Origin of the sequence: Nonomuraea monospora (genome assembly GCF_039531895.1) — a bacterium.
GTDB classification, from domain to species: Bacteria; Actinomycetota; Actinomycetes; order Streptosporangiales; family Streptosporangiaceae; genus Nonomuraea; species Nonomuraea monospora.
On the sequence record NZ_BAAAQX010000002.1, the window covers coordinates 147,982 to 167,191 of the forward strand.

Sequence of the window (19,210 nt, forward strand, 5' to 3'; positions counted from 1 at the left end):
CTCTGGGCAGAAGGTCGCCAGCGGACCCGGAGAGGATGCAACTGATGGACATCCTGATCATGGATCAAGGACGCATCGGCCCGCGCATCGCCGAAGCCCGGAAGCTCGCAGGACTGACACAGGACGGGCTGGCCATGCTCGTTCCCTGCTCGAAGAGTCTCGTGTCACAGGTCGAGCGGGGCAGCAAATCCGCGACCCCCTGGTTCATCGCGGCCATAGCCCGGGCGTTGCGCATCGATGTCACCGACTTGACCGGCCAGCCCTACCGGGGATCCACCGGACACGCCGACCGCGTCCATGCCAGCATTCCGGCCATCCGTGTCGCGCTCAACTACTGGGACGTACCGCCCGAACTGGAGGCCGAGCCGAGAAGCCTGAACGCGCTGCGACAAGACGTGCGCGCGGTCGTCGCCCTGCTCGACAAAATCGACTACGTGGAACTCGGCAAGCGCCTGCCGGGGCTGATCGAGGAGCTGGCCTTTCTCCTGCACGGCAGCGCGGGCGCCGGCCGCCGGACCGTGGCGGAGATGCTGTTGCACGTTTTCGTGGCGGCGAAATCGATCGCATACCGGCTGGGATACGTCGATCTGACGTCGGTTGCGGTGGACCGCGCGACGCAGGCGGCACGCGAGACTGACGACCCGGCACTGCTGGCTTACGTCGCCGAAGAACGCTCCCAGGTGTTCTTTGCCTCGGCGGCCTACCGTGCCGGTCTCACCTTTCTCGATCGTGCCCATCGAAGCTTCGACGCGTTGATCTCAGGAAGCGAACCGGGGCTCGCCGTCGCGGGCTCCATGCATCTGCGATCCGCCATCCTGTCCGCCCGTATGCATCCACGCAGCTCGGAAGCCTGGGAACACCTTGAGCTGGCGCGGGAATATGCCGCACGCATCGGACGTGACACCAGCCACTACGGGCTTTCCTTCGGGCCGAGCAACGTACGCATTCATGAGATAGCCGCCGCGATCGAACTGGAAGATCCCGATGAGGCGTTGCGGCGAAACGAAGGTTTTGCGCCGCCCCGTACCCTTTCCCCGGAGCGATCCTCACACCACTACATCGATCTCGCGCGCGTGCAACTCATGGCGGGAAAGGCGGACCGCGCCCTGACTTCTCTGAAGAACGCCGACCGAATCTCGCCGCAGCATACCGCATATCACCCCATGGCGCGCGAAACCGTCAGAGGACTTCTTGGTGCGCACGCTCGCATTCCGGAGCCGTTACGGTCATTGGCGCGACGTATCCAAACGACAACCGCATAGCCCCGTAAAGGCAGGTCGCACAAGGCATGCGATTTCCCCGCACTGGACGCCTCTAGTTTAGAGGGCATGCGACAAAGCAACCTCGGACGTGCACGACGGCTATGGGCTGCACAAGTGCGCGAGGCTCAGCCATGTCCATGACCCTGCAACAAGTGATCGACGCCTTCCCAGGATGGCACATTCACGACATGGCCGGAGGCTGGGCGGCAGTTCGCACGAGCCTGGTGCCCAGGGAAAGCCCGCTGTCCAATGTCCGCTGTGGAGCCACATTGGATGAGCTGGCCAAGTATTTGTTGTCCGAGTCTAGGCTGAGCACGTGACCACGTACGATTTCGGCCCCACGGTTCTTCCTGGCAAGCCACCGTTCAGCACCGACGACTTACTCCAGTTCCCCGACGACGGAAACCGCTACGAACTGTGCAATGGCAGCCTTCTGGTGAGCCCTCCGCACACCGTTCGCCATCAAGTGACCCTCAAGAACGCCCTGTTCGTCCTCGAAGACGCAGCGACGAATGACTTGGTGACACTGATGCAGGTCGGCTTCCGCGCGTCGGACGCGGATTGCTACATTCCCGATTTTGTAGTCATGCCCAGAGATGCAGCGTTCAGCACAGAGCCCATGGCCTCACCTCACCACATATTGCTCATCGGGGAAATCGTTAGCCAGGCCACCAGTAAGCAGGACAGAGGACTCAAGCCCCTGGCGTATGCGGAGGCAGGTGTCCCCACATACTGGCGGGTCGAGCCGGACGAAGGCCCGACCCTGTACGTCTACGAGCTCGACGGCGGCGCGTACAAGCCACCGACCGCCCACAAGGCCGGCACAGTGGCGAAGCTGACGAAGCCGTTTCCCGTGAGCCTCGACCCCGCCCAGCTCCTCTGACAGACCTGGACCCCGGCTCTGCCGGCCCCCTCCTGCCGGGAGTGCCGAGGTCCAGGAGCCTCATTCCCGCTGCTCCCGAGCGGCCAGCGAAGTGTAGACGGTCACCTCGTCAGGCTGGACCAGCCCGTCCTGGATGGCGCAGATGAGCAGTTTCTCTTTGGTGGGCGCGGGCCTTCCGGCCGCCGCGTATTTGACCCGCGCCCGGTCGATGTACTGCCGCACCGTCCGTTCCTTGATCCCCATCCGCGCCGCCACCGACGCCTTGGACATGGACTGGAACCAGTACAGCAGCGCCGCCCGTTCCTTGTCGGACAGCTGTGGCCGGTGCGGGCCCTCGTCGGTCGCGATGGCCTGGGCCATCGGCGGGGTGACGGAGGGCCGGTCGGCGGCCACCTCCAGGATGGTCTCCACGCAGGAGTCCCGGGTCGCGCGGCCCTTGCCGATGAAGGCGGAGGCCCCCGCGTCCAGGACCTTGCGGACGATCTCCGGTTCCTCGTGCTCGGAGAAGACGATCACGCGCTGGCCGCCCGCGCACAGCTCGGCGACGCGGTCGACGACCATGGTGCCGTTGAGGTTGAGGTCGAGCAGGAGCACGTCGGCGGTGGCGCCGCGGACGGACTCGATGGTGGGGCCCTGGGCGACGAGCTCGATCGGGCTGGGCGGCCCGAACCACGACCGTACGCCGTCCACCACGACCTGATGGTCCTCGACCAGGGCGACCGTCACCGGTCCTGCCAGATGCTGTTCACCCATACCTCACCTCCCAGCCGCTGATAGCTGACGACGACGCCGCTGGCCTCCTGCACGGGGGTGGGGCTGATGGGCAGGTCGTCGTTGTCGGCCACGACCGCCACGCTCACCATGGTGGACATGGCGGACACGGTGACCCTGGCGCGGGTCCTGGCGCCGTCCAGTGCTCTGACGGGCGCTCTGAGCAGGTCTTCGCGGACGCCGTCCGGCAGGGTGGGCAGGTGTTCGCCGAACGGCGGGGCGGTGACGAGGACCTGGCGGCGTTCGGCGGCGTCGATGCGTTCGCGCAGGACGGAGACCAGCTCGTCGGGGACGTCCTCGCGTTCGGTGATGAGCCGCCGCAGCCGCATCGCGCCGGCGGTGCAGTCCTCGCGTACGCGCGGGTCGCCCGGGTCGGCGCCGTTGGCGAGCTGGGTGAGCAGCGACTCGGCGACGTCGCGGATGGCCTCGTAGCGGCGCAGCCGGTCGGCGTGGATGCGGTGGGCGGACTCGCGCCAGGCGTCGTCGGCGGCGAGCTTGCGGGCCAGCAGGACGGTCTCCTCGGCGCGGGTGCGCAGCAGGTGGCAGCCCGCCATGTAGCCGAGCTGCATGGTGACGCCGCCGGCGATGACGACCAGGTACTTGGCGATGGAGACGCGGTCGAACGAGCCGAGCAGGGCCATGGCGGTGAGCATGATGAGGGCGTTCGCGGCCAGGAAGGCGACGATCTCGGTACGCCAGCGCGGCCGTCCCCAGATCAGCATGACGCCGATCCAGCCGATGGAGCCCCAGCCCCAGTCGCTGATGCCGAGCAGCTCTTCCGGGCGGCTGGCGACGATCACGGCGATGTCCACGGCGAGGGTGGCGAGGGCGAGCGCCAGGATGCGGTCGGGGCCGCGGGAGCGGCGCGAGAGGGTGAGGGCGCCGATGACGAAGATCACGGAGTAGAGGATCCAGGCCGCGACGGCGAGCCAGGGCCAGCGGAAGGAGGTCCAGCCGGTGAGGGTGACGGTGAGGTCGTAGCCGAGGTGCCAGACGCCGGCGATGACGACGGCGCCGAGGGCGGTGTAGCGGGCGTAGCGCAGCGCGATCTGCTCGATCTCCTCGGTCATGAGCGCCCCCCGTCCCGCTCGGTCTCCCCCGTCATGGCCGCCACCACAGGCTGACGCGGGTGCCGCGGTCGCCGGAGGAGATCTGGGCGCCGCCGTTCGGCAGGGAGCGCATCGTGTCGAGGATGGAGCCGCGCACGCCGAACCGGTCGGGCGGCAGCCGCTCCTGGTCGAACCCGCGGCCCGCGTCGGCGACCTCGACCACGATCTCGCCGCCGCGCCTGGCGGAGACCAGTTCGGCCTCGCGGACGCCGGCGTGCAGGGCGATGTTCGCCAGGGCCTCGGTGACGGCGCGGGCGAAGCGTTCCGCGACGTCGCCGGGGACGGTCTCGGGGGTGAGGCGGCGGCGTACGTCCAGGCCGGTGGCCCGCCCGGCGACCTCGTCGAGCAGCGCGTCGAGGGCGATGGGGGCGGAGTCGGCGTGCGGCTGGTCGCGCAGCTTCTCCAGGGCGGCGAGGTCGGTGGCGACCTGGTCGCGCAGGGTGGCCGACGGCCGGTCGTAGGTGCCGAGGCCGACCATGGTGAGCGTGTGCAGGGAGGTCTCGTGGATGCTGCCGACCTGGTGCAGCTCGTCCTCGCGGCGGAGCCGTTCGACCATGAGGGAGATCTCGGTACGCGCGCTCTCCCGCAGGAAGGTGTCGGCCGAGGCGGCCGAGCGGCGCAGCAGCGTCATGAGCAGCACGATCGCGAGGAGTTGCACGAGGTGGATGCCGAGGGGCCCGTACACGTCGTGCTCGGGTGAGGCCAGTCGCACGCCGGCGGCGAAGGCGCCGGCCAGGACGAGGCCGATGGGGACGGCGATCGCGGGCCGCCAGGTCACTCCGGCCATGACGATGGTCATCGTGACCAGCCCGTGCACCCAGCTCGACCCCGTGACGAGCGTCTCGGTCGCGACGAGGTGTCTCTGCGCGAGACCCAGCGCGACGACGATGGCCACGTCACTGGCCACCAGCCAGTAGGGCAGCAGCTCCTTGCGGAAGAACACCCGCATGTAGAGCCCCGTCCACACGGCGTGGACGAGCAGCAGCGGCGTCAGCCACGCCGCGGACACCGGCGGCACCGCGCCGAACAGGGCCGCGATGACGGCCACCGCGCCCACCGCGCTGCGCGCCCCGGCCCCGGTCCGCGCGACGGCCTTGGTCAGCTGCCTGGTGGCCGAGTCGTATCTCGTGGAGCCGGATGAAGCCATGAGCCGTCCGCACGCGATATGGGCATCGAACGGATCTTACGATAACGGGTAAAAGCGCACGCGAAAGGGTTTCCTCCGCGCATTTTGTGCTTTTTGCGATGACGCCTGGCGTCGTGGGCCTCATGGTGGTCTTCCTCGGCTCTGCTGCGGTGGTCCCGCCCTGATCGAACCTTCTCCGGCGGCCAGGCCCGCGGCATGACGGCTGAACGGCCGTCAGAGCGCTACGACGGCCGAACGGCCGTCAGCCGCGTCCCTTCACAAGAGCGTGTACTAGGACGCGATGTGCCGCGGAGATCGCGGTGGGAGGGGACCTCATGACAGTGTTCGTGATCACGTTCCTGCTGGGCTGCCTGTCGGTGATGACGGTCAGGGGCAGGAAGGGGAACTGGCCGGCCGGCATGCCGGTCGCACGGCCGCGGCTGGTGGCGGTCGGGGGCACGTACGAGGGCGGGCACGGGCGGCCGTCGGACGCGTACGTCGTCCAGGAGCGGCTGATCGCGGCGGCCCGGGGGGTGGGCGGCGCCGAGCCCGCCCACCTGGCCGCCGCACTGACCCTGGGGGCGGTGGTCGCGGCGCGCCCCCAGCACGGCGAGGAGGCGCTGGACGAGTGCGCGCAGGCGGCGCACCGCGCCGTGCGGAACGCGGCGCTGCGCGACCCGGCCGTGCCGGAGCTGGCCAGCACCCTGGACCTGGTGGTGCTGGAGCGTGCGGAGAACCCGCGGCTGCGGTACGCGCACGTGGGCGACGGCGAGATCTGGCTGTGCCCGAGGGGCGGCGAGCCGCGCCGGCTGACGACGCCGCACGTGTTCGGCGAGGACCCGCCGCTGCGCGGGATCGGGCTGCCGCCGGGGCTGAAGCCGGAGGTGGGCGCGGTGGTGCTGCGTCCGGGCGACCGGGTGGCGATCGTCACGCACGGGGCGATCAAGACGCTGGGCCCGGCGCGGATGAAGGAGCTGTTCGCGGGCGGCGCGTCACCGGCGGCCTGCCTGGACCGGATGTACGACGAGATGGCCGCGGCGGAGCCGAAGGGCGACGCCACCGTGATCATCGCGGAGTACGTCACGGCGTGATAGGCGGCCGGTCTCACCCGTAAGAGGTGAATCCGGCCGTCTTACCGTCACCCACCCTGATTAACACCTTTGTCACCATGTCAGGGGGTATCAGGATGACGGTTCCGCAGCGGACGGACGCGCCGTGAGCGCCGCCGACACGCCGATCGACCCGCGGGAGACCACGGCGCGAGCCCGCGTCCCCGCCACCGTGTGGATCTCCTGGGTGGCCCTGGCCATGATGACCACGAGCTCCGTGGCCAGCCTGCGCCCCGCACCCACCATGGCCGTCTACGGCCTGGCCTGCATCTTCCTGTACCTCATACCGGCCCTGGTGTTCCTGCTGCCGACCTCTCTGGTGTCGGCGGAGCTGGCCTCGGGCTGGGAGGGCGGCGTCTACAACTGGGTCAGCCTCGGCATCTCCAAGCCGATGGGCTTCCTCGCGGTCTGGTGCCAGTTCGCGATGACCATCTTCTACTACCCGAGCCTGCTGGGGTACGTGGCCAGCACGCTCGCCTACGTCTTCAACCCGGACCTGGCGTCGAGCGGCGTGTGGACCGCCCTGGTCATCATGGTCTGCTACTGGACCGGCGTGTGGATCTCCGCGCGCGGCACGAAGGGCGTGGCGGGCCTGGCCAGCGGCGGCCTCGTGATCGGCACGCTGGTGCCGGGCGTCCTGCTGGTCGTGCTCGGCATCGTCTTCCTCGGCCAGGGCAACGCCTCGGCCGCGCCGATGACGACCGACAACCTGCTGCCGGCCTGGGCCGGGCTGGCGAGCCTGGTGCTGATCGTGAACAACTTCCTGTCGTACTCGGGCATGGAGATGAACGCGGTGCACGTGTCGTCGCTGCGCGAGCCGGGCAAGGAGTTCCCGAAGGCGATCTTCCTGGCCATGGCCCTGGTGCTGGCGATCTTCATCCTGCCCGCGCTGGCCATCAGCTGGGTCGTCCCGGCCGAGCAGCTCTCGCTGACGGCGGGCGTGATGCAGGCGTTCGACGCGGTGTTCGCCGAGTTCGGCTCGCAGTGGCTGACCCCGATCATCGGCATCATGCTGGTCACCGCCTCGCTGGGCGGCATGCTGACGTGGCTGGCCGGGCCGTCGAAGGGCCTGCTGCTGATCGCGCGCCAGGAAGGCTATCTGCCGCCGTACCTGCAGCGGCTCAACAAGCACGGCGTGCAGCAGAACATCCTGGTCGTGCAGGGCCTGATCACCACGGTGATCGCGATGCTGTACGCGTTCATCCCCGACGTCTCCAGCGCGTACTGGATCTTCTCGGTGATCACCACGCAGGTCTACCTGATCATGTACCTGCTGCTGTTCGTGGCCGCGGTCCGGCTGCGCCGCAGCCACCCCGACCATCCGCGCGGCTACCGCGCCCCCATGCTGACCGGGCTCTGCGGCGTCGGCTTCGCCGCCTCGCTCGCGGCGCTGCTGGTCGGGTTCGTGCCGCCGTCGCAGTTCGAGTCGGGCAACACGGCGCTCTACATCGTGTTCGTGGCGGGCGGCGCGCTCGGGCTCGGCCTGGTCGTGCCGTACCTGTTCTACCGGCTGCGCAAGCCCTCGTGGAAGCAGGTGGACGCGTCATGACCACCACCATGGGCACCGCCACCAGGGGGCAGCGCTCCACCGTGTACGTCGTCATCTGCGTCGTCCTGGTCATCTCCATGGTCGCCGCCCTGCTCGTCGTCCCCACGCCCGCGCCGACCGACACGGCCGAGCAGAAGGCCGACCAGTTCATCGCGGCGCTCCAGCAGGCGGGGGCGACGCGCGTGCCGTCCCAGGAGCAGGTCGTGGGCGTGCTCGGCGAGGACGGCGGCGCCGTCTGCGCGGGCCCCAACGAGGCGCTGAACCAGGCGCAGTTGCAGGCCCAGCTCTCGAACGGGGCCGGCGGGCCCGGCACGCGGCCCGTCATCGCCGACAGCAAGGTGCTCCAGGGCGGCAAGCTGATCGTGCAGACGTACTGCCCCGACCAGCTCGCCGCCTACCAGGAGTTCATCGAGGGCCTGCTGACGGCCGACGTGGCGGGAGGGTGAGCCATGGAGCTGACCGAGCTGCGATCACGCGTCCAGGAGCTCATGCCGGCGGCCCGCGACGAGCTGGCCGAGCTGGTCGCCATCAGGTCGGTGGCCGACCCGCGCCAGTTCCCGCCCGAGGAGTGCGAGCGGGCGGCGCGCTGGGTCCTCGGCAGGTTCTCGGCGCTCGGCTTCGCCGACGCGTTCCTCGCCGAGACGGCCGACGGCAGCCAGGCGGTGGTCGGGTCCAGGCCGTGCGCCGACCCGTACGCGCCGACCGTGCTGCTCTACGCTCACTACGACGTGCAGCCGCCGCTGGCCGAGTCCGAGTGGCGGACGCCGCCGTTCACGCTCACTGAGGTGGACGGCCGCTGGTACGGGCGCGGCGCGGCCGACTGCAAGGGCAACATCCTCATGCACCTGCTGGCGCTGCGGGCCCTCGGCGACGACGTCCCCGTCAACCTGAAGCTGGTCGTCGAGGGGTCGGAGGAGCAGGGCACCGGCGGGCTGGAGACGTTCGTGCAGAACCATCCCGACCTGCTGCGCGCCGACGCGATCCTGATCTGCGACACCGGCAACGCGGCGGTCGGCCGCCCGGCCACCACGGTCACGCTGCGCGGCCTGGTCACCGTCGTGGTGACGGTCGAGGCGCTGGCCTCGGAGGTGCACTCCGGCATGTTCGGCGGAGCCGCGCCCGACGCCCTGGCCGCGCTGGTGGCCGTGCTGGCGAGCCTGCGGGACGAACGCGGCAACACCACCGTCACGGGGCTGGACTCCACGCAGTTGTGGACCGGCGAGCCGTACCCGCCGGAGCAGTTCCGCGGCGACGCGGGCGTGCTGGACGACGTCGTGCTGCTGGGTGACGGCAGCGTCGCCGACATGGTGTGGGCGCGCCCGACGGTGACCGTGCTCGGCATCGACTGCCCGCCGGTGGTCGGGTCGGCGGCGGCCATCGTGCCCAGGGCCGCCGCGCGGCTCAACCTGCGCGTGCCGCCCGGCATGAACGTCGAGGAGGCCAGGGACGCCCTCGTCGCCCACCTGCACGCCGCCGCCCCGTGGGGGGTGCGGGTGGCGACCAGGACCGAGGCCATGGGCCGGCCGTTCATGGCGGGGCTCGACGGGCCCGCGTACAAGGCGATCGGGTGGGCCATGGAGGAGGCGTACGGCAGCCCCATGGCGCTGCTCGGGCAGGGCGGCTCGATCCCGCTGTGCAACGTGCTCGCCGAGACCTACCCCGCGGCCGAGCTGATCCTGATGGGGGTCGAGGAGCCGAGGACGCTGATGCACGCACCCAACGAGAGCGTGGACCCTGCCGAGCTGGCCTCGATGGCGCTGACGGAGGCCCTGTTCCTGTGCAGGTACGCGGCCCTGTCGCGCTGACCCGGCCGCGTCACCCGTCGCGGGTGATGCCCCTGCCCTGGGCGGGTCCGACTGTTGAGGCCAGCGGCATGACGGCACGTCCCGAGGAGGCGCACGCCCATGTACGGGTTCGATGTCACCATATCCAGCGCGGTGAGCGCACAGGAGCAGCGGCGCAGGGCGACGGCGGGACCGCTGTCGCCCGAGGAGCTGGACCTGATGCAGCGGTACTGGCAGGCCGCCAACTACGTCACCGTGGCGCAGATCTATCTGCAGGACAACCCCCTGCTCAGGGAGCCGCTGCGGCGTGAGCACGTGAAGCCGCGGCTGCTCGGCCACTGGGGCACCTCCCCCGGCCTGAACCTGATCTACCTGCATCTGAACAGGCTCATCAAGGAGGAGGACGCGAGCGTCATCTACCTCGCCGGGCCGGGCCACGGCGGCCCCGCCCTGGTCGGCCAGGCGTGGCTGGAGGGCACGTACTCGGAGTTCTACCCTGCGGTGACGTCGGACCTGGCGGGGCTGCGGCTGCTGTGCCGCCGCTTCTCGACGCCTGACGGCGTACCCAGCCACGTCAGCGTGCCGACGCCCGGCTCGGTCCACGAGGGCGGCGAGCTGGGGTACGTGCTGTCGCACGCGTTCGGCGCGGCCTTCGACAACCCCGACCTGATCGTCGCGGCGGTGGTGGGCGACGGCGAGGCCGAGTCGGGCCCGCTGGCGGGCGCCTGGCGGAGCACCGCGTTCCTCAACCCGGCCAGGGACGGCGCGGTGCTGCCCATCCTGCACCTGAACGGCTACAAGATCAGCGGCCCGGCCGTGATCAGCCGTGACAGCGACACCGACATCGAGGCGTTCCTGCGCGGCAACGGCTACCAGGCGCACTTCGTCGAGGGCGACGACCCGCCCGGCGTGCACCAGGAGCTGGCCGCGACGCTCGACCGCTGCCACGAGCAGATCAGGGCGATCCAGCGGGAGGCCAGGAGGCACGGCGTCTTCGACCGGCCGCGCTGGCCCGCCATCGTGCTGCGCACGCCCAAGGGCTGGACGGGGCCCAAGGAGGTGGACGGGCGGCCCGCCGAGGGCACCTTCCGCTCACACCAGGTGCCGATGTCGGACACCAGGACCAACCCGGCGCACCTGGCGCAGCTCGAGGACTGGCTGCGGTCGTACCGGCCGGAGGAGCTGTTCGACGAGAACGGCCGGCTCGTGCCCGAGCTGGCCGCGCTGGCGCCCGCCGGGGAGCGCCGCATGAGCGCGAACCCGCACGCGAACGGCGGCAAGGTGCTCATCGACCTGAACATCCCCGACTTCCGCGACTACGCGGTCAAGGTGGAGCAGCCCGCCGTGATCCGCCGCGAGTCGCCCCGCCAGCTCGGCATGATGTTGCGCGACATCTACTCGCGCAACGCCGAGGCGGCCAACTTCCGCCTGTTCTGCCCGGACGAGACGAACTCCAACCGGCTCGGCAACGTCTTCGAGGTCGAGAACCGCTGCTTCGTCGGCCGGACGCTGGACATCGACGACCACCTGTCGCCCGACGGCCGCGTCATGGAGGTGCTCAGCGAGCACCTGTGCGAGGGCTGGCTGGAGGGCTACACGCTGACCGGCCGGCACGGCGTCTTCGCCACGTACGAGGCGTTCGCGATGGTCTCCGCGTCGATGGCGGTGCAGCACGCCAAGTGGCTGCAGGAGGCGCGCAACGTGCCGTGGCGGGAGCCGGTGGCCTCGCTCAACATCCTGCTCACCTCCACCTGCTGGCGCAACGACCACAACGGGTTCAGCCACCAGGGCCCGGGGCTGATCGACGTGATGCTGTCCAAGCGCGGCACGGTGACCCGCATCTACCTGCCGCCGGACGCCAACTGCCTGCTGTCGGTGGGCGACCACTGCCTGCGCAGCCGCGACTACGTGAACCTCATCGTGATCGACAAGCAGCCGCAGCTCCAGTTCCTCGACATGGAGACGGCCATCAGGCACTGCGAGAACGGCGTGTCCATCTGGCACCAGGCGAGCAACGACGACGGCGGGGACCCGGACGTGGTGCTCGGCTGTGCGGGCGACATCCCGACCATGGAGACGGTGGCGGCGGCCTGGTACCTGCGCAGGATCGTTCCTGACCTGCGGGTACGTGTCGTCAACGTGGTCGACCTGATGCGCCTGTTCCCGGTCGAGTACCACCCCCACGGGACGACGGACAAGGAGTTCGTCGAGCTGTTCACCGAGGACAAGCCGGTCGTGTTCGCCTTCCACGGCTACCGGCGGGCCATCCACGAGATCGTGCACGGGCATCCGCACGTGGGCCGCATCCACGTGCGCGGCTTCAACGAGCAGGGCACGACGACCACCCCGTTCCAGATGGTCGTGCTCAACGAGATGAGCCGCTTCCACCTGGCGGCCGAGGCGATCCGGCGGGTGCCGCGCCTCAGCAACCGGGCTCCCGACCTGGTGGCGCAGTGCGAGGCGCGCATCGCCGAGGCCAACGCGTACGCGCGCGAGCACTTCGAGGACCAGCCCGAGATCCGCGACTGGGTGTGGACCGACCATGACTGACGAGGCGGGCCTGAGCGGCGGCGGGAGGCTGCCCGGCGACAAGGAGCAGCCGATCGCCGCCGTGCTGGCCGACGTGGACGGCACCCTCGTGCCGAGGACCAAGGAGCTGACGCCGCGCACGATCCGGGCCATCAGGAGCCTGCACGAGCGCGGCACGCTCTTCGCGATCACCAGCGGCCGGCCGCCGCGCGGCATGTTCATGCTGATCGAGCCGCTCGGCCTGACCGGCCCGATGGCCGCCTTCAACGGCGGCATCCTGGTCCTGCCGGACCTGACGGTCGTGGACGAGCGGTCGATCCCGGCGGACGTGGCGGCCGACGTGATCGCCACGATCCGCTCGCACGGCCTGTACGCCTGGATCTACCGGGGCGCCGACTGGTTCGTCACCGACCCGCACGCCCCGCACGCCGAGCGGGAGTCCAGGACGGTGCGGTTCCAGCCCACGGTGGTGCCGTCGTACGACGGGCTGCTCGACCGGGTCGTCAAGATCGTCGGGGTCAGCGACGACCACGACCTGGTGGCGCGGTGCGAGGCCGACGTCCAGGCGCGCTACTCCGCGCACGTGTCGGCCGCGCGGTCGCAGGCGTACTATCTGGACGTCACCCATCCGACGGCCAACAAGGGCGTGGTGGTCGAACGGCTGTCGCGCTACTACCGGATCCCGCTGGAGCAGGTCGTCACGGTCGGCGACCAGCCGAACGACGTGCTGATGTTCGTGCGCAGCGGCATGAGCGTCGCCATGGGGAACGCGAGCCCGGAGGTGCAGCGGCAGGCCACGTACGTGACGGCGTCGAACGAGGAGGACGGCTTCGCCCAGGCGATCGAGCAGTACGTGCTGCCGAGAGCCGTCGCCGCGCCACCACTGTGACCTGACTTCGCACCGAAGTCGCCGCGCCAGCACTGTGACCTGATTTCGCACCATAGCGGCAGTCGGCTGACTTAAGATCGTCGCTGTGAGCGCACCGCACGGCATCAACCCGAACATCCCGCACTCCGCCCGCGTCTACGACTACTGGCTCGGCGGCAAGGACAACTTCGAGGCCGATCGCCGGGTGGCCGAGCAGACCATGACCGCGGTGCCCGGCATCCGCGAGAGCGCCAGGAACAACCGGGCCTTCCTCGGCCGGGCGGTGCGGCACCTGAGCGACCTCGGCGTGCGCCAGTTCCTGGACCTGGGCACCGGCATCCCCAGCCAGGGCAACACGCACGAGGTCGCCCAGGCGCAGGCGCCGGAGTCCCGCGTCGTCTATGTGGACAACGATCCGATCGTCATGGCGCACGCCAGGGCGCTGCTGACCAGCACCCCCGAGGGCCGGACGGCCTACATCGAGGCCGACGTGCGCGAGCCGCAGTCGATCCTGGAGCACCCCGACGTGCTGGCCACGCTGGACTTCAGCCGGCCGATCGCGCTGGTCATGGTGGCGATCCTGATGCACATCCCGGACGACGACGCCCCCGAGCGGCTGGTCAAGGCCTACGCGCAGGCCTTGCCGCCCGGCAGCTACCTCGTGCTCAGCCACCTGACGCTCGACCTCGTCCCGCCGAAGGTGGCCGGCGACTACCTGAAGGCGACCCGGCCGCAGGCGATGCACCGCACGCCGCGGACCGGCGAGCAGATCGCCCGCTACTTCGAGGGCTTCGACCTGCTGGACCCTGGCCTGGTGGCGGTCTCCAAGTGGCGCGACGAGCCGCTCTTCGCCGAGGAGGCGGCCTGGATGTACGCCGGGGTGGGCCGCAAGCGGTAGCCCGAACCTGAGCGCGTTCACAGGTAGCGCTGCGCCCTCTTCGCCGAAGCCGTTTAAGGTGCAGGCTGTGAATCGCATCGGGGACGGCGTGAGCGCCACGGCCGGCGTCGAGGAGGCCGGGGCCGGCGACCGGCCGCCGGCCAGGAGGCGGCGCAGGCGATGGTTCTCCTGGGCGGTCGCCGTGCTGCTGGCCGCGTGGGCCGTGGTCAGGATCGGCGGCTGGGAGCAGGGCACGCTGCTGGTGCAGCTCGTGACCGTGACGCCGTACGGCGCCGCCCTGGCGGCGCTGGTCGCGCTGATCGCGCTGCTGCGGCGCAACCGCTGGGGGGCGCTGGTGGCCGCGCTGGCGTGCGTGGCGATGGTCGCGGTCCTGATGCCCCGGACGATCGCCGCCGAGCAGCCGGCGGCTGGCGGCCCGGCGCTGCGGGTCCTGACGATCAACCTGTTCACCAAGGGCGACGCGCAGGCGGTGGTGGACCTCGTCCGCCGCAACAACGTGGACGTGCTCACCGCTCTGGAGCTCACCCACGCCGGGGCCGAGTCGCTGGACGCGGCCGGGCTGAGGCAGCTCATGCCGCACCGGGTGCTGCAGCCGGAGTCCGACGCGATCGGCAGCGGCATCTACTCCCGGCATCCGGCGACGGAGCTGCCCGGCCTGTTCACGGTGATCGGGCACAACATGCCGGCCGCCGCCGTGACCCTGCCCGGCGGCGGCCGGGTGGAGCTGGTGGCCGTGCACCCGAGGCCGCCGCTGGGGCCGAAGGAGGCCGACTGGAACGCCTCACTGCGGGCCCTGCCCGCGCCCTCGCCATCGGCGGTGCGGGTGCTGGCCGGCGACTTCAACGCCACCCTCGACCACCGGGCCTTCCGCGACCTCCTGAGCAGGGGCTACGTGGACGCGGCCGAGCAGGCCGGCAAGGGGCTGACGCCGACCTGGCCGAGCGGCCGGGCGATGCCGCCGATCATCGCCATCGATCACGTGGTGGCGGACCGGCGCGTGGCGGTGAGCCGGGTGGACATCCTGAACGTGCCCAGGACGGATCATCGCGCCGTCCTCGCCGAGCTGCGGCTGCCCTGACCTGGCCGTCACATCCCGGTTCACCCGATCGTCATGGATCTCTGTCATGATCCACGGGAAATTCCGGATCTTGTGACAGGAGCACGATGATCGCATTAGCGCGCCGGGCGCTGAGCGCCGCCCTCGCGGGCGGCCTGGCCGCCGCCGTCGCGATCGGGCCGATGACATCGCCGGCGCGGGCCGCCGCGCCCGTGTCCGTCTCGGTCGACTTCACCAAGCCCGTCCGTACGCTGTCCGCCGCCGACTACGGCATCGGCATCACGGGGTACGGCAACCAGTCCTACATCACCAACGACGCCCGGCACCGCGAGCTGATCGGCAAGCTCGGCGCCGGGCGGATGCGCATCGAGCTGCACTACGAGCGGCCCGGCGACCACGACAGCCGGATCGTCTGCGGCGGCTACTACTGCGACACCGAGGTCACGGGCGACGCCTGGATCGCGGCCATCCGCGACCTCGGCGCGGAGCCGGTCCTCATCCTGCCGATGGACCCGCGCCAGAGCGCCGAGGTGAACCGCGACGACGCCGTCGCGCTCTACCGGCACTTCGCGGCCACCGGGCAGCCGGTGCGGCGGTTCATCGCGGGCAACGAGACCGACTGCGACGGCTGCGTGCCCGGCAAGGCGGCGATCCCGGCCGCCGAGTACAGCGCCCGCTTCAACCTGATCGCCGACGCCCTGCGCGCCGAGGACCCGCAGGTCAAGATCGGCGGGCCCGCCGCGGCCTACAACGACCTGGGCTACATCAGGACGTTCCTGGAGGGGTCGGGCGACCGGGTCGACTTCCTCGACTACCACGACTACGGCACCGGCGGCGCCGACCCCGCCACCGACGAGCAGCTCCTCGGCCCCGTCGTCCGCCAGTACGAGACCGATCTGAAGGAGGTGTCCGCGCTCGCCGAGTCCGTGCTCGGCCGGAAGATCGACCTCCAGATCGGCGAGTACAACTCGGACTACGAGGACGAGGACGGGCACCGTACGCTGACGCACTTCAACACGCTGTGGGGCGCGGCGGCGCTCGGCAGCATCCTGCGTGCGGGAGCCGCCGCCTACCAGTACGGCGACAAGAACGGCCGGCTCGGCCTGACCAGCACCGACGGCGAGGGCGGGGTGCCGCGCAACGAGCCGCTGCCCATGTACCACGGCATCGGCATGTTCACCGGCGAGGGCCTGTTCAGGCCGTTCGGCACGACGATGGTGACGGCGACCGCCGACAGCGACCTCCTGCACGTGTTCGCCTCCGACGCGGCCAAGAACGTCGTCCTGGTCAACGTCGGCGACCAGCCGATGGACACCACGCTCACGTTCGGCGGCCTGACCACCGGCACGGCCGCCGTCTGGCGGAGCACCTCCGACGCGTGGGCCCCGCACCCCGCCGGGACCGCCGCCGTCGCGGGCGGCGCCGCCACGCTCACGCTCCCGGCCGGCTCGGTCACCACCCTGGTCATCTCGGAGCAGGGGCTGAGCGCCACCTACTTCGACAATGCCGACCTGACCGCCCCCAAGGTGACCCGCGTCGATCCGAACGTCGACTTCGACTGGGGAGCGAACGCCCCCGACCCCGCCGTGTCACCCGACACGTTCAGCGTGCGGTGGACGGGCAAGGTGATCGCGGACCGCGCCGAGACGTACACGTTCATCACCACCAGCGACGACGGCGTGCGGCTCTGGGTGGACGGGACGCTGCTCGTGGACGCCTGGACCGACCACTCCAAACGGGAGGACAGCGGGCAGATCGCCCTGACGGCCGGGACGCACGACCTCAGGATGGAGTTCTACGACGGCGGCTACGACGCCATCGCCCAGCTCCACTGGTCGAGCCCGACCGTCCCGAGGCAGATCGTGCCCAAGGAGAAGCTGCTCACCTGACGTCCAGGAGCCGCGTCCCGGTGGTGAGCCGCCGCGCCCCTACCAGCTCGCGGGTGTCACCGGTCAGCCGGATGACCTCGCGCAGCGGCGGCTCGTCCGCCGAGGGGCCGGCGGCGAGCGTGATCAGCCCGGGCTCGACGATGCGGCGTAGCTCGACGCCCGTGTACGAGAACGCGTCCGCCGGCACCTCGAACACCACCACGCGGCTCTCCCCCGGCTCCAGCGCGACCCGCGCGAACCCGACGAGCTGCGCGGCCGGCCTGGCCACCTGCGCGACCGGGTCGGCGGCGTAGAGCTGCACCACCTCCTCGGCGGCCCGGTCGCCGGCGTTGCGCACGGTCACCGACACCTCGATCTCGCCGTCGGTGGGGTACTCGGCCAGGTCGGTGGCCATGGAGACGTACTCGATGGGCGCGTACGACAGGCCGTGGCCGAACGCGTACGCGGGCGTCGGGTCCAGCACCGTGATGCCCTCGGCCTTCCTCCCGAGAGGCGGCTGCAGGTAGGTGGAGGGGTTGATGGCCGGCGAGGCGGGGATCTGCACGGGCAGCCGCCCCGACGGGTTCACCCGGCCGCTCAGCACGCCCGCCAGCGCCGCGCCGCCCTCGACGCCGGGCAGGAACGCCTGGATCGCCGCCGCTACCCGGTCCTGGTACGCCCCCAGCGCGTACGGCCGGCCCGACACCACCACGAGCACCACCGGCGTGCCCGTGGCCAGCACCGCCTCCACCAGCTCCGGCTGGAGGCCGGGCAGCCGCAGGTCCGCCGCGTCGCAGCCCTCGCCGGACGTGCCGCCGCCGAACAGGCCCGCCCTGTCGCCGACGAACAGCAGCGCCAGGTCGCACCCGGCGGCCAGCTCCGCCGCCGGCTCGATGCCCGACCGGTCCTCGCCCGTCACGTCGGCGCCGACCGCGTGGCGCAGGTCGGCGTGCGGGAACTCGGCCGCCAGCCGGTCCCTGACGGAGGCGATCGGCAGGCCCATGCCGTGGTCGGGGTAGCGGTCGAGCACGTGGTTGGGGAAGGCGTAGCAGCCCAGCAACGTGCGCGGGTCGTCGGCGCACGGGCCGATGACCGCGATGCGGGCGGTGGTGGCCGGGGCCAGGGGCAGGACGCGGGTGGGGTTGCCGAGCAGGACGATGGAACGTTCCGCGACGGTCGCGGCCAGGCGGCGGTTGCGCGGGCTGTCCAGGTCGAGATCCGGGATGGGCTGGGCAGCGGCGTCGCCGTCCAGGAGGCCGAGTTCGATCTTCTGCCGCAGCACCCGCCGCACCGACTCGTCCACCAGCGCCTCGTCCACCCGTCCCGCGCGGACGTGCGCCACCAGGTGCGCGCCGTAGCCGTGCGTCTCGGGCAGCTCCACGTCGATGCCCGCCGCCAGCGCCAGCGCCCCGGCCCCCGCCAGGTCCTCGGCCACCCCGTGCATGGACGCCAGGAACGGGATCGCCCAGTAGTCGGACACCACCGTCCCGTCGAAGCCCCACTCCTCGCGCAGCACGCGGCGCAGCAGGTGCGAGCTGGCGGCGACCGGCACGCCGTCGAGGTCGGTGTAGGAGTTCATCACCGAGCGCGCCCCGCCCTCGCGCAGCGCCGTCTCGAACGGCGGCAGGATCACGTCGGCCAGCTCGCGCGGGCCGATGCTGACCGGCGCCTGGTTGCGACCGGCGCGCGAGGCGGCGTACCCGGCGAAGTGCTTGAGCGTGGCGATGACGCCGGCGCTCTCCAGGCCGCGCACGTACGCCGCCCCGAGCTGCCCCACCAGGTACGGGTCCTCGCCGAGCGTCTCCTCGACCCGGCCCCACCGGTAGTCGCGCACCACGTCCAGGACGGGCGAGAGCCCCTGGTGCACCCCGGCCGCGCGCAGGTCGGCGCCGATCGCCGCGGCCATGCGCTCGATCAGGCCGGGGTCGAAGGTGGCCGCCCAGGCCAGCGGCGTCGGGTACGCGGTGGCCCCGTACGTGGCGAACCCCGTCAGGCACTCCTCGTGCGCGATCGCCGGGATGCCGTGCCGGTTGGCGGCCGTCACCTGCTCCTGGAGCGAGCGCAGGCGCGCCGCGCCCTCGGCGGGGCTGAGCGGGGCGGTGCCGTAGACGCGGGTGAGGTGGCCGAGCCCGTAGCGCAGCCGCTCCTCCATCCCGCCGTCCACCGCGAACCGGTCCTGCAGAGGCGCCACGTTGCCGGACTCGCCGCTCTGGATCCACACGGATCCGAGCTGCGCGGCCTTCTCCTCCAGGGTGAGCTCGGCCAGCAGGCTCTCCACCCGCTCCTCGGCCGCACGGGCGGCGTCCCGCCAGGGCGCGAGGCCTGGCGCGTCGACAGATGTCATGGGTGCGACCGTAGGTGGCGCCCGCAAGCTCGTCAAGAATATTTCGACATCCC

The 19,210-nt window shown here is 71.1% G+C and carries 15 protein-coding genes; 11 read left to right on the top strand and 4 right to left on the bottom strand.

The window, feature by feature from the left end; translation table 11 throughout:
- The first annotated feature begins 44 nt into the window (after nucleotides 1-44).
- The gene (locus tag ABD331_RS04020; protein ID WP_344470867.1) at nucleotides 45-1,262 is read left to right on the top strand and encodes a helix-turn-helix domain-containing protein; all 1,218 of its coding nucleotides are present in this window, start codon (nucleotides 45-47) and stop codon (nucleotides 1,260-1,262) included.
- 316 nt (nucleotides 1,263-1,578) lie between these two features.
- Nucleotides 1,579-2,145 (top strand): Uma2 family endonuclease, encoded by a 567-nt coding sequence (locus tag ABD331_RS04025; RefSeq protein WP_344470868.1) that lies wholly within the window; start codon nucleotides 1,579-1,581, stop codon nucleotides 2,143-2,145.
- A 60-nt stretch (nucleotides 2,146-2,205) separates the two neighbouring features.
- Here the strand turns inward: ABD331_RS04025 and ABD331_RS04030 are convergent, their stop codons facing one another.
- From ABD331_RS04030 to ABD331_RS04040, 3 genes are read right to left on the bottom strand one after another with little or no spacing between them, the layout of a single operon-like run.
- Complete coding sequence (locus ABD331_RS04030; protein ID WP_344470869.1) at nucleotides 2,206-2,898, bottom strand: response regulator; 693 nt, start codon at nucleotides 2,896-2,898, stop codon at nucleotides 2,206-2,208.
- A complete protein-coding gene (locus tag ABD331_RS04035) occupies nucleotides 2,868-3,986 on the bottom strand; it encodes a hypothetical protein (RefSeq protein WP_344470870.1) in 1,119 nt (372 codons plus the stop codon). Before ABD331_RS04035 ends, ABD331_RS04030 begins: the two co-directional genes overlap by 31 nt.
- 31 nt (nucleotides 3,987-4,017) lie before the next feature.
- Nucleotides 4,018-5,172, bottom strand: coding sequence for a sensor histidine kinase (locus ABD331_RS04040; RefSeq protein WP_344470871.1), 1,155 nt, complete (start codon nucleotides 5,170-5,172; stop codon nucleotides 4,018-4,020).
- A 314-nt stretch (nucleotides 5,173-5,486) separates the two neighbouring features.
- Here ABD331_RS04040 and ABD331_RS04045 point away from each other — a divergent pair, with 314 nt between their 5' ends.
- The 9 genes from ABD331_RS04045 to ABD331_RS04085 all read left to right on the top strand — a co-directional run bounded on the left by ABD331_RS04045 (nucleotide 5,487) and on the right by ABD331_RS04085 (nucleotide 16,834).
- A complete protein-coding gene (locus ABD331_RS04045; protein WP_344470872.1) occupies nucleotides 5,487-6,242 on the top strand; it encodes a PP2C family protein-serine/threonine phosphatase in 756 nt (251 codons plus the stop codon).
- A gap of 124 nt (nucleotides 6,243-6,366) precedes the next feature.
- Nucleotides 6,367-7,809, top strand: a complete 1,443-nt coding sequence (gadC, locus tag ABD331_RS04050; protein ID WP_344470873.1) for a glutamate/gamma-aminobutyrate antiporter GadC — start codon at nucleotides 6,367-6,369, stop codon at nucleotides 7,807-7,809.
- Nucleotides 7,806-8,255 (top strand): hypothetical protein, encoded by a 450-nt coding sequence (locus ABD331_RS04055; RefSeq protein ID WP_344470874.1) that lies wholly within the window; start codon nucleotides 7,806-7,808, stop codon nucleotides 8,253-8,255. Before gadC ends, ABD331_RS04055 begins: the two co-directional genes overlap by 4 nt.
- Nucleotides 8,256-8,258: 3 nt before the next feature.
- Nucleotides 8,259-9,614 carry a dipeptidase gene (locus ABD331_RS04060; RefSeq protein ID WP_344470875.1) on the top strand — a complete coding sequence of 452 codons (1,356 nt, stop codon included), beginning with the start codon at nucleotides 8,259-8,261 and terminating at the stop codon, nucleotides 9,612-9,614.
- A gap of 99 nt (nucleotides 9,615-9,713) precedes the next feature.
- On the top strand, nucleotides 9,714-12,143 hold the full coding sequence (locus ABD331_RS04065) for a phosphoketolase family protein (protein ID WP_344470876.1): 2,430 nt from the start codon (nucleotides 9,714-9,716) through the stop codon (nucleotides 12,141-12,143).
- Nucleotides 12,136-13,011, top strand: coding sequence for a Cof-type HAD-IIB family hydrolase (locus ABD331_RS04070; protein WP_344470877.1), 876 nt, complete (start codon nucleotides 12,136-12,138; stop codon nucleotides 13,009-13,011). The genes ABD331_RS04065 and ABD331_RS04070 overlap by 8 nt, the downstream gene beginning before the upstream one ends.
- An 85-nt stretch (nucleotides 13,012-13,096) precedes the next feature.
- Nucleotides 13,097-13,888, top strand: coding sequence for an SAM-dependent methyltransferase (locus tag ABD331_RS04075; RefSeq protein ID WP_344470878.1), 792 nt, complete (start codon nucleotides 13,097-13,099; stop codon nucleotides 13,886-13,888).
- A 67-nt stretch (nucleotides 13,889-13,955) separates the two neighbouring features.
- Complete coding sequence (locus ABD331_RS04080; protein ID WP_344470879.1) at nucleotides 13,956-14,966, top strand: endonuclease/exonuclease/phosphatase family protein; 1,011 nt, start codon at nucleotides 13,956-13,958, stop codon at nucleotides 14,964-14,966.
- An 86-nt stretch (nucleotides 14,967-15,052) separates the two neighbouring features.
- A complete protein-coding gene (locus ABD331_RS04085) occupies nucleotides 15,053-16,834 on the top strand; it encodes a PA14 domain-containing protein (RefSeq protein WP_344470880.1) in 1,782 nt (593 codons plus the stop codon).
- Here the strand turns inward: ABD331_RS04085 and ABD331_RS04090 are convergent.
- The gene (locus ABD331_RS04090) at nucleotides 16,827-19,157 is read right to left on the bottom strand and encodes a beta-glucosidase (protein WP_344470881.1); all 2,331 of its coding nucleotides are present in this window, start codon (nucleotides 19,155-19,157) and stop codon (nucleotides 16,827-16,829) included. The genes ABD331_RS04085 and ABD331_RS04090 overlap by 8 nt on opposite strands.
- Nucleotides 19,158-19,210 lie beyond the last annotated feature (53 nt).

Coding starts and splice junctions, on each gene's coding strand:
- ABD331_RS04020 (WP_344470867.1), top strand. CDS start 45: ATGGACATCCTGATCATGGATCAAGGACGCATCGGCCCGCGCATCGCC.
- ABD331_RS04030 (WP_344470869.1), bottom strand. CDS start 2,898: ATGGGTGAACAGCATCTGGCAGGACCGGTGACGGTCGCCCTGGTCGAG.
- ABD331_RS04035 (WP_344470870.1), bottom strand. CDS start 3,986: ATGACCGAGGAGATCGAGCAGATCGCGCTGCGCTACGCCCGCTACACC.
- ABD331_RS04040 (WP_344470871.1), bottom strand. CDS start 5,172: ATGGCTTCATCCGGCTCCACGAGATACGACTCGGCCACCAGGCAGCTG.
- ABD331_RS04045 (WP_344470872.1), top strand. CDS start 5,487: ATGACAGTGTTCGTGATCACGTTCCTGCTGGGCTGCCTGTCGGTGATG.
- ABD331_RS04055 (WP_344470874.1), top strand. CDS start 7,806: ATGACCACCACCATGGGCACCGCCACCAGGGGGCAGCGCTCCACCGTG.
- ABD331_RS04060 (WP_344470875.1), top strand. CDS start 8,259: ATGGAGCTGACCGAGCTGCGATCACGCGTCCAGGAGCTCATGCCGGCG.
- ABD331_RS04065 (WP_344470876.1), top strand. CDS start 9,714: ATGTACGGGTTCGATGTCACCATATCCAGCGCGGTGAGCGCACAGGAG.
- ABD331_RS04070 (WP_344470877.1), top strand. CDS start 12,136: ATGACTGACGAGGCGGGCCTGAGCGGCGGCGGGAGGCTGCCCGGCGAC.
- ABD331_RS04085 (WP_344470880.1), top strand. CDS start 15,053: ATGATCGCATTAGCGCGCCGGGCGCTGAGCGCCGCCCTCGCGGGCGGC.
- ABD331_RS04090 (WP_344470881.1), bottom strand. CDS start 19,157: ATGACATCTGTCGACGCGCCAGGCCTCGCGCCCTGGCGGGACGCCGCC.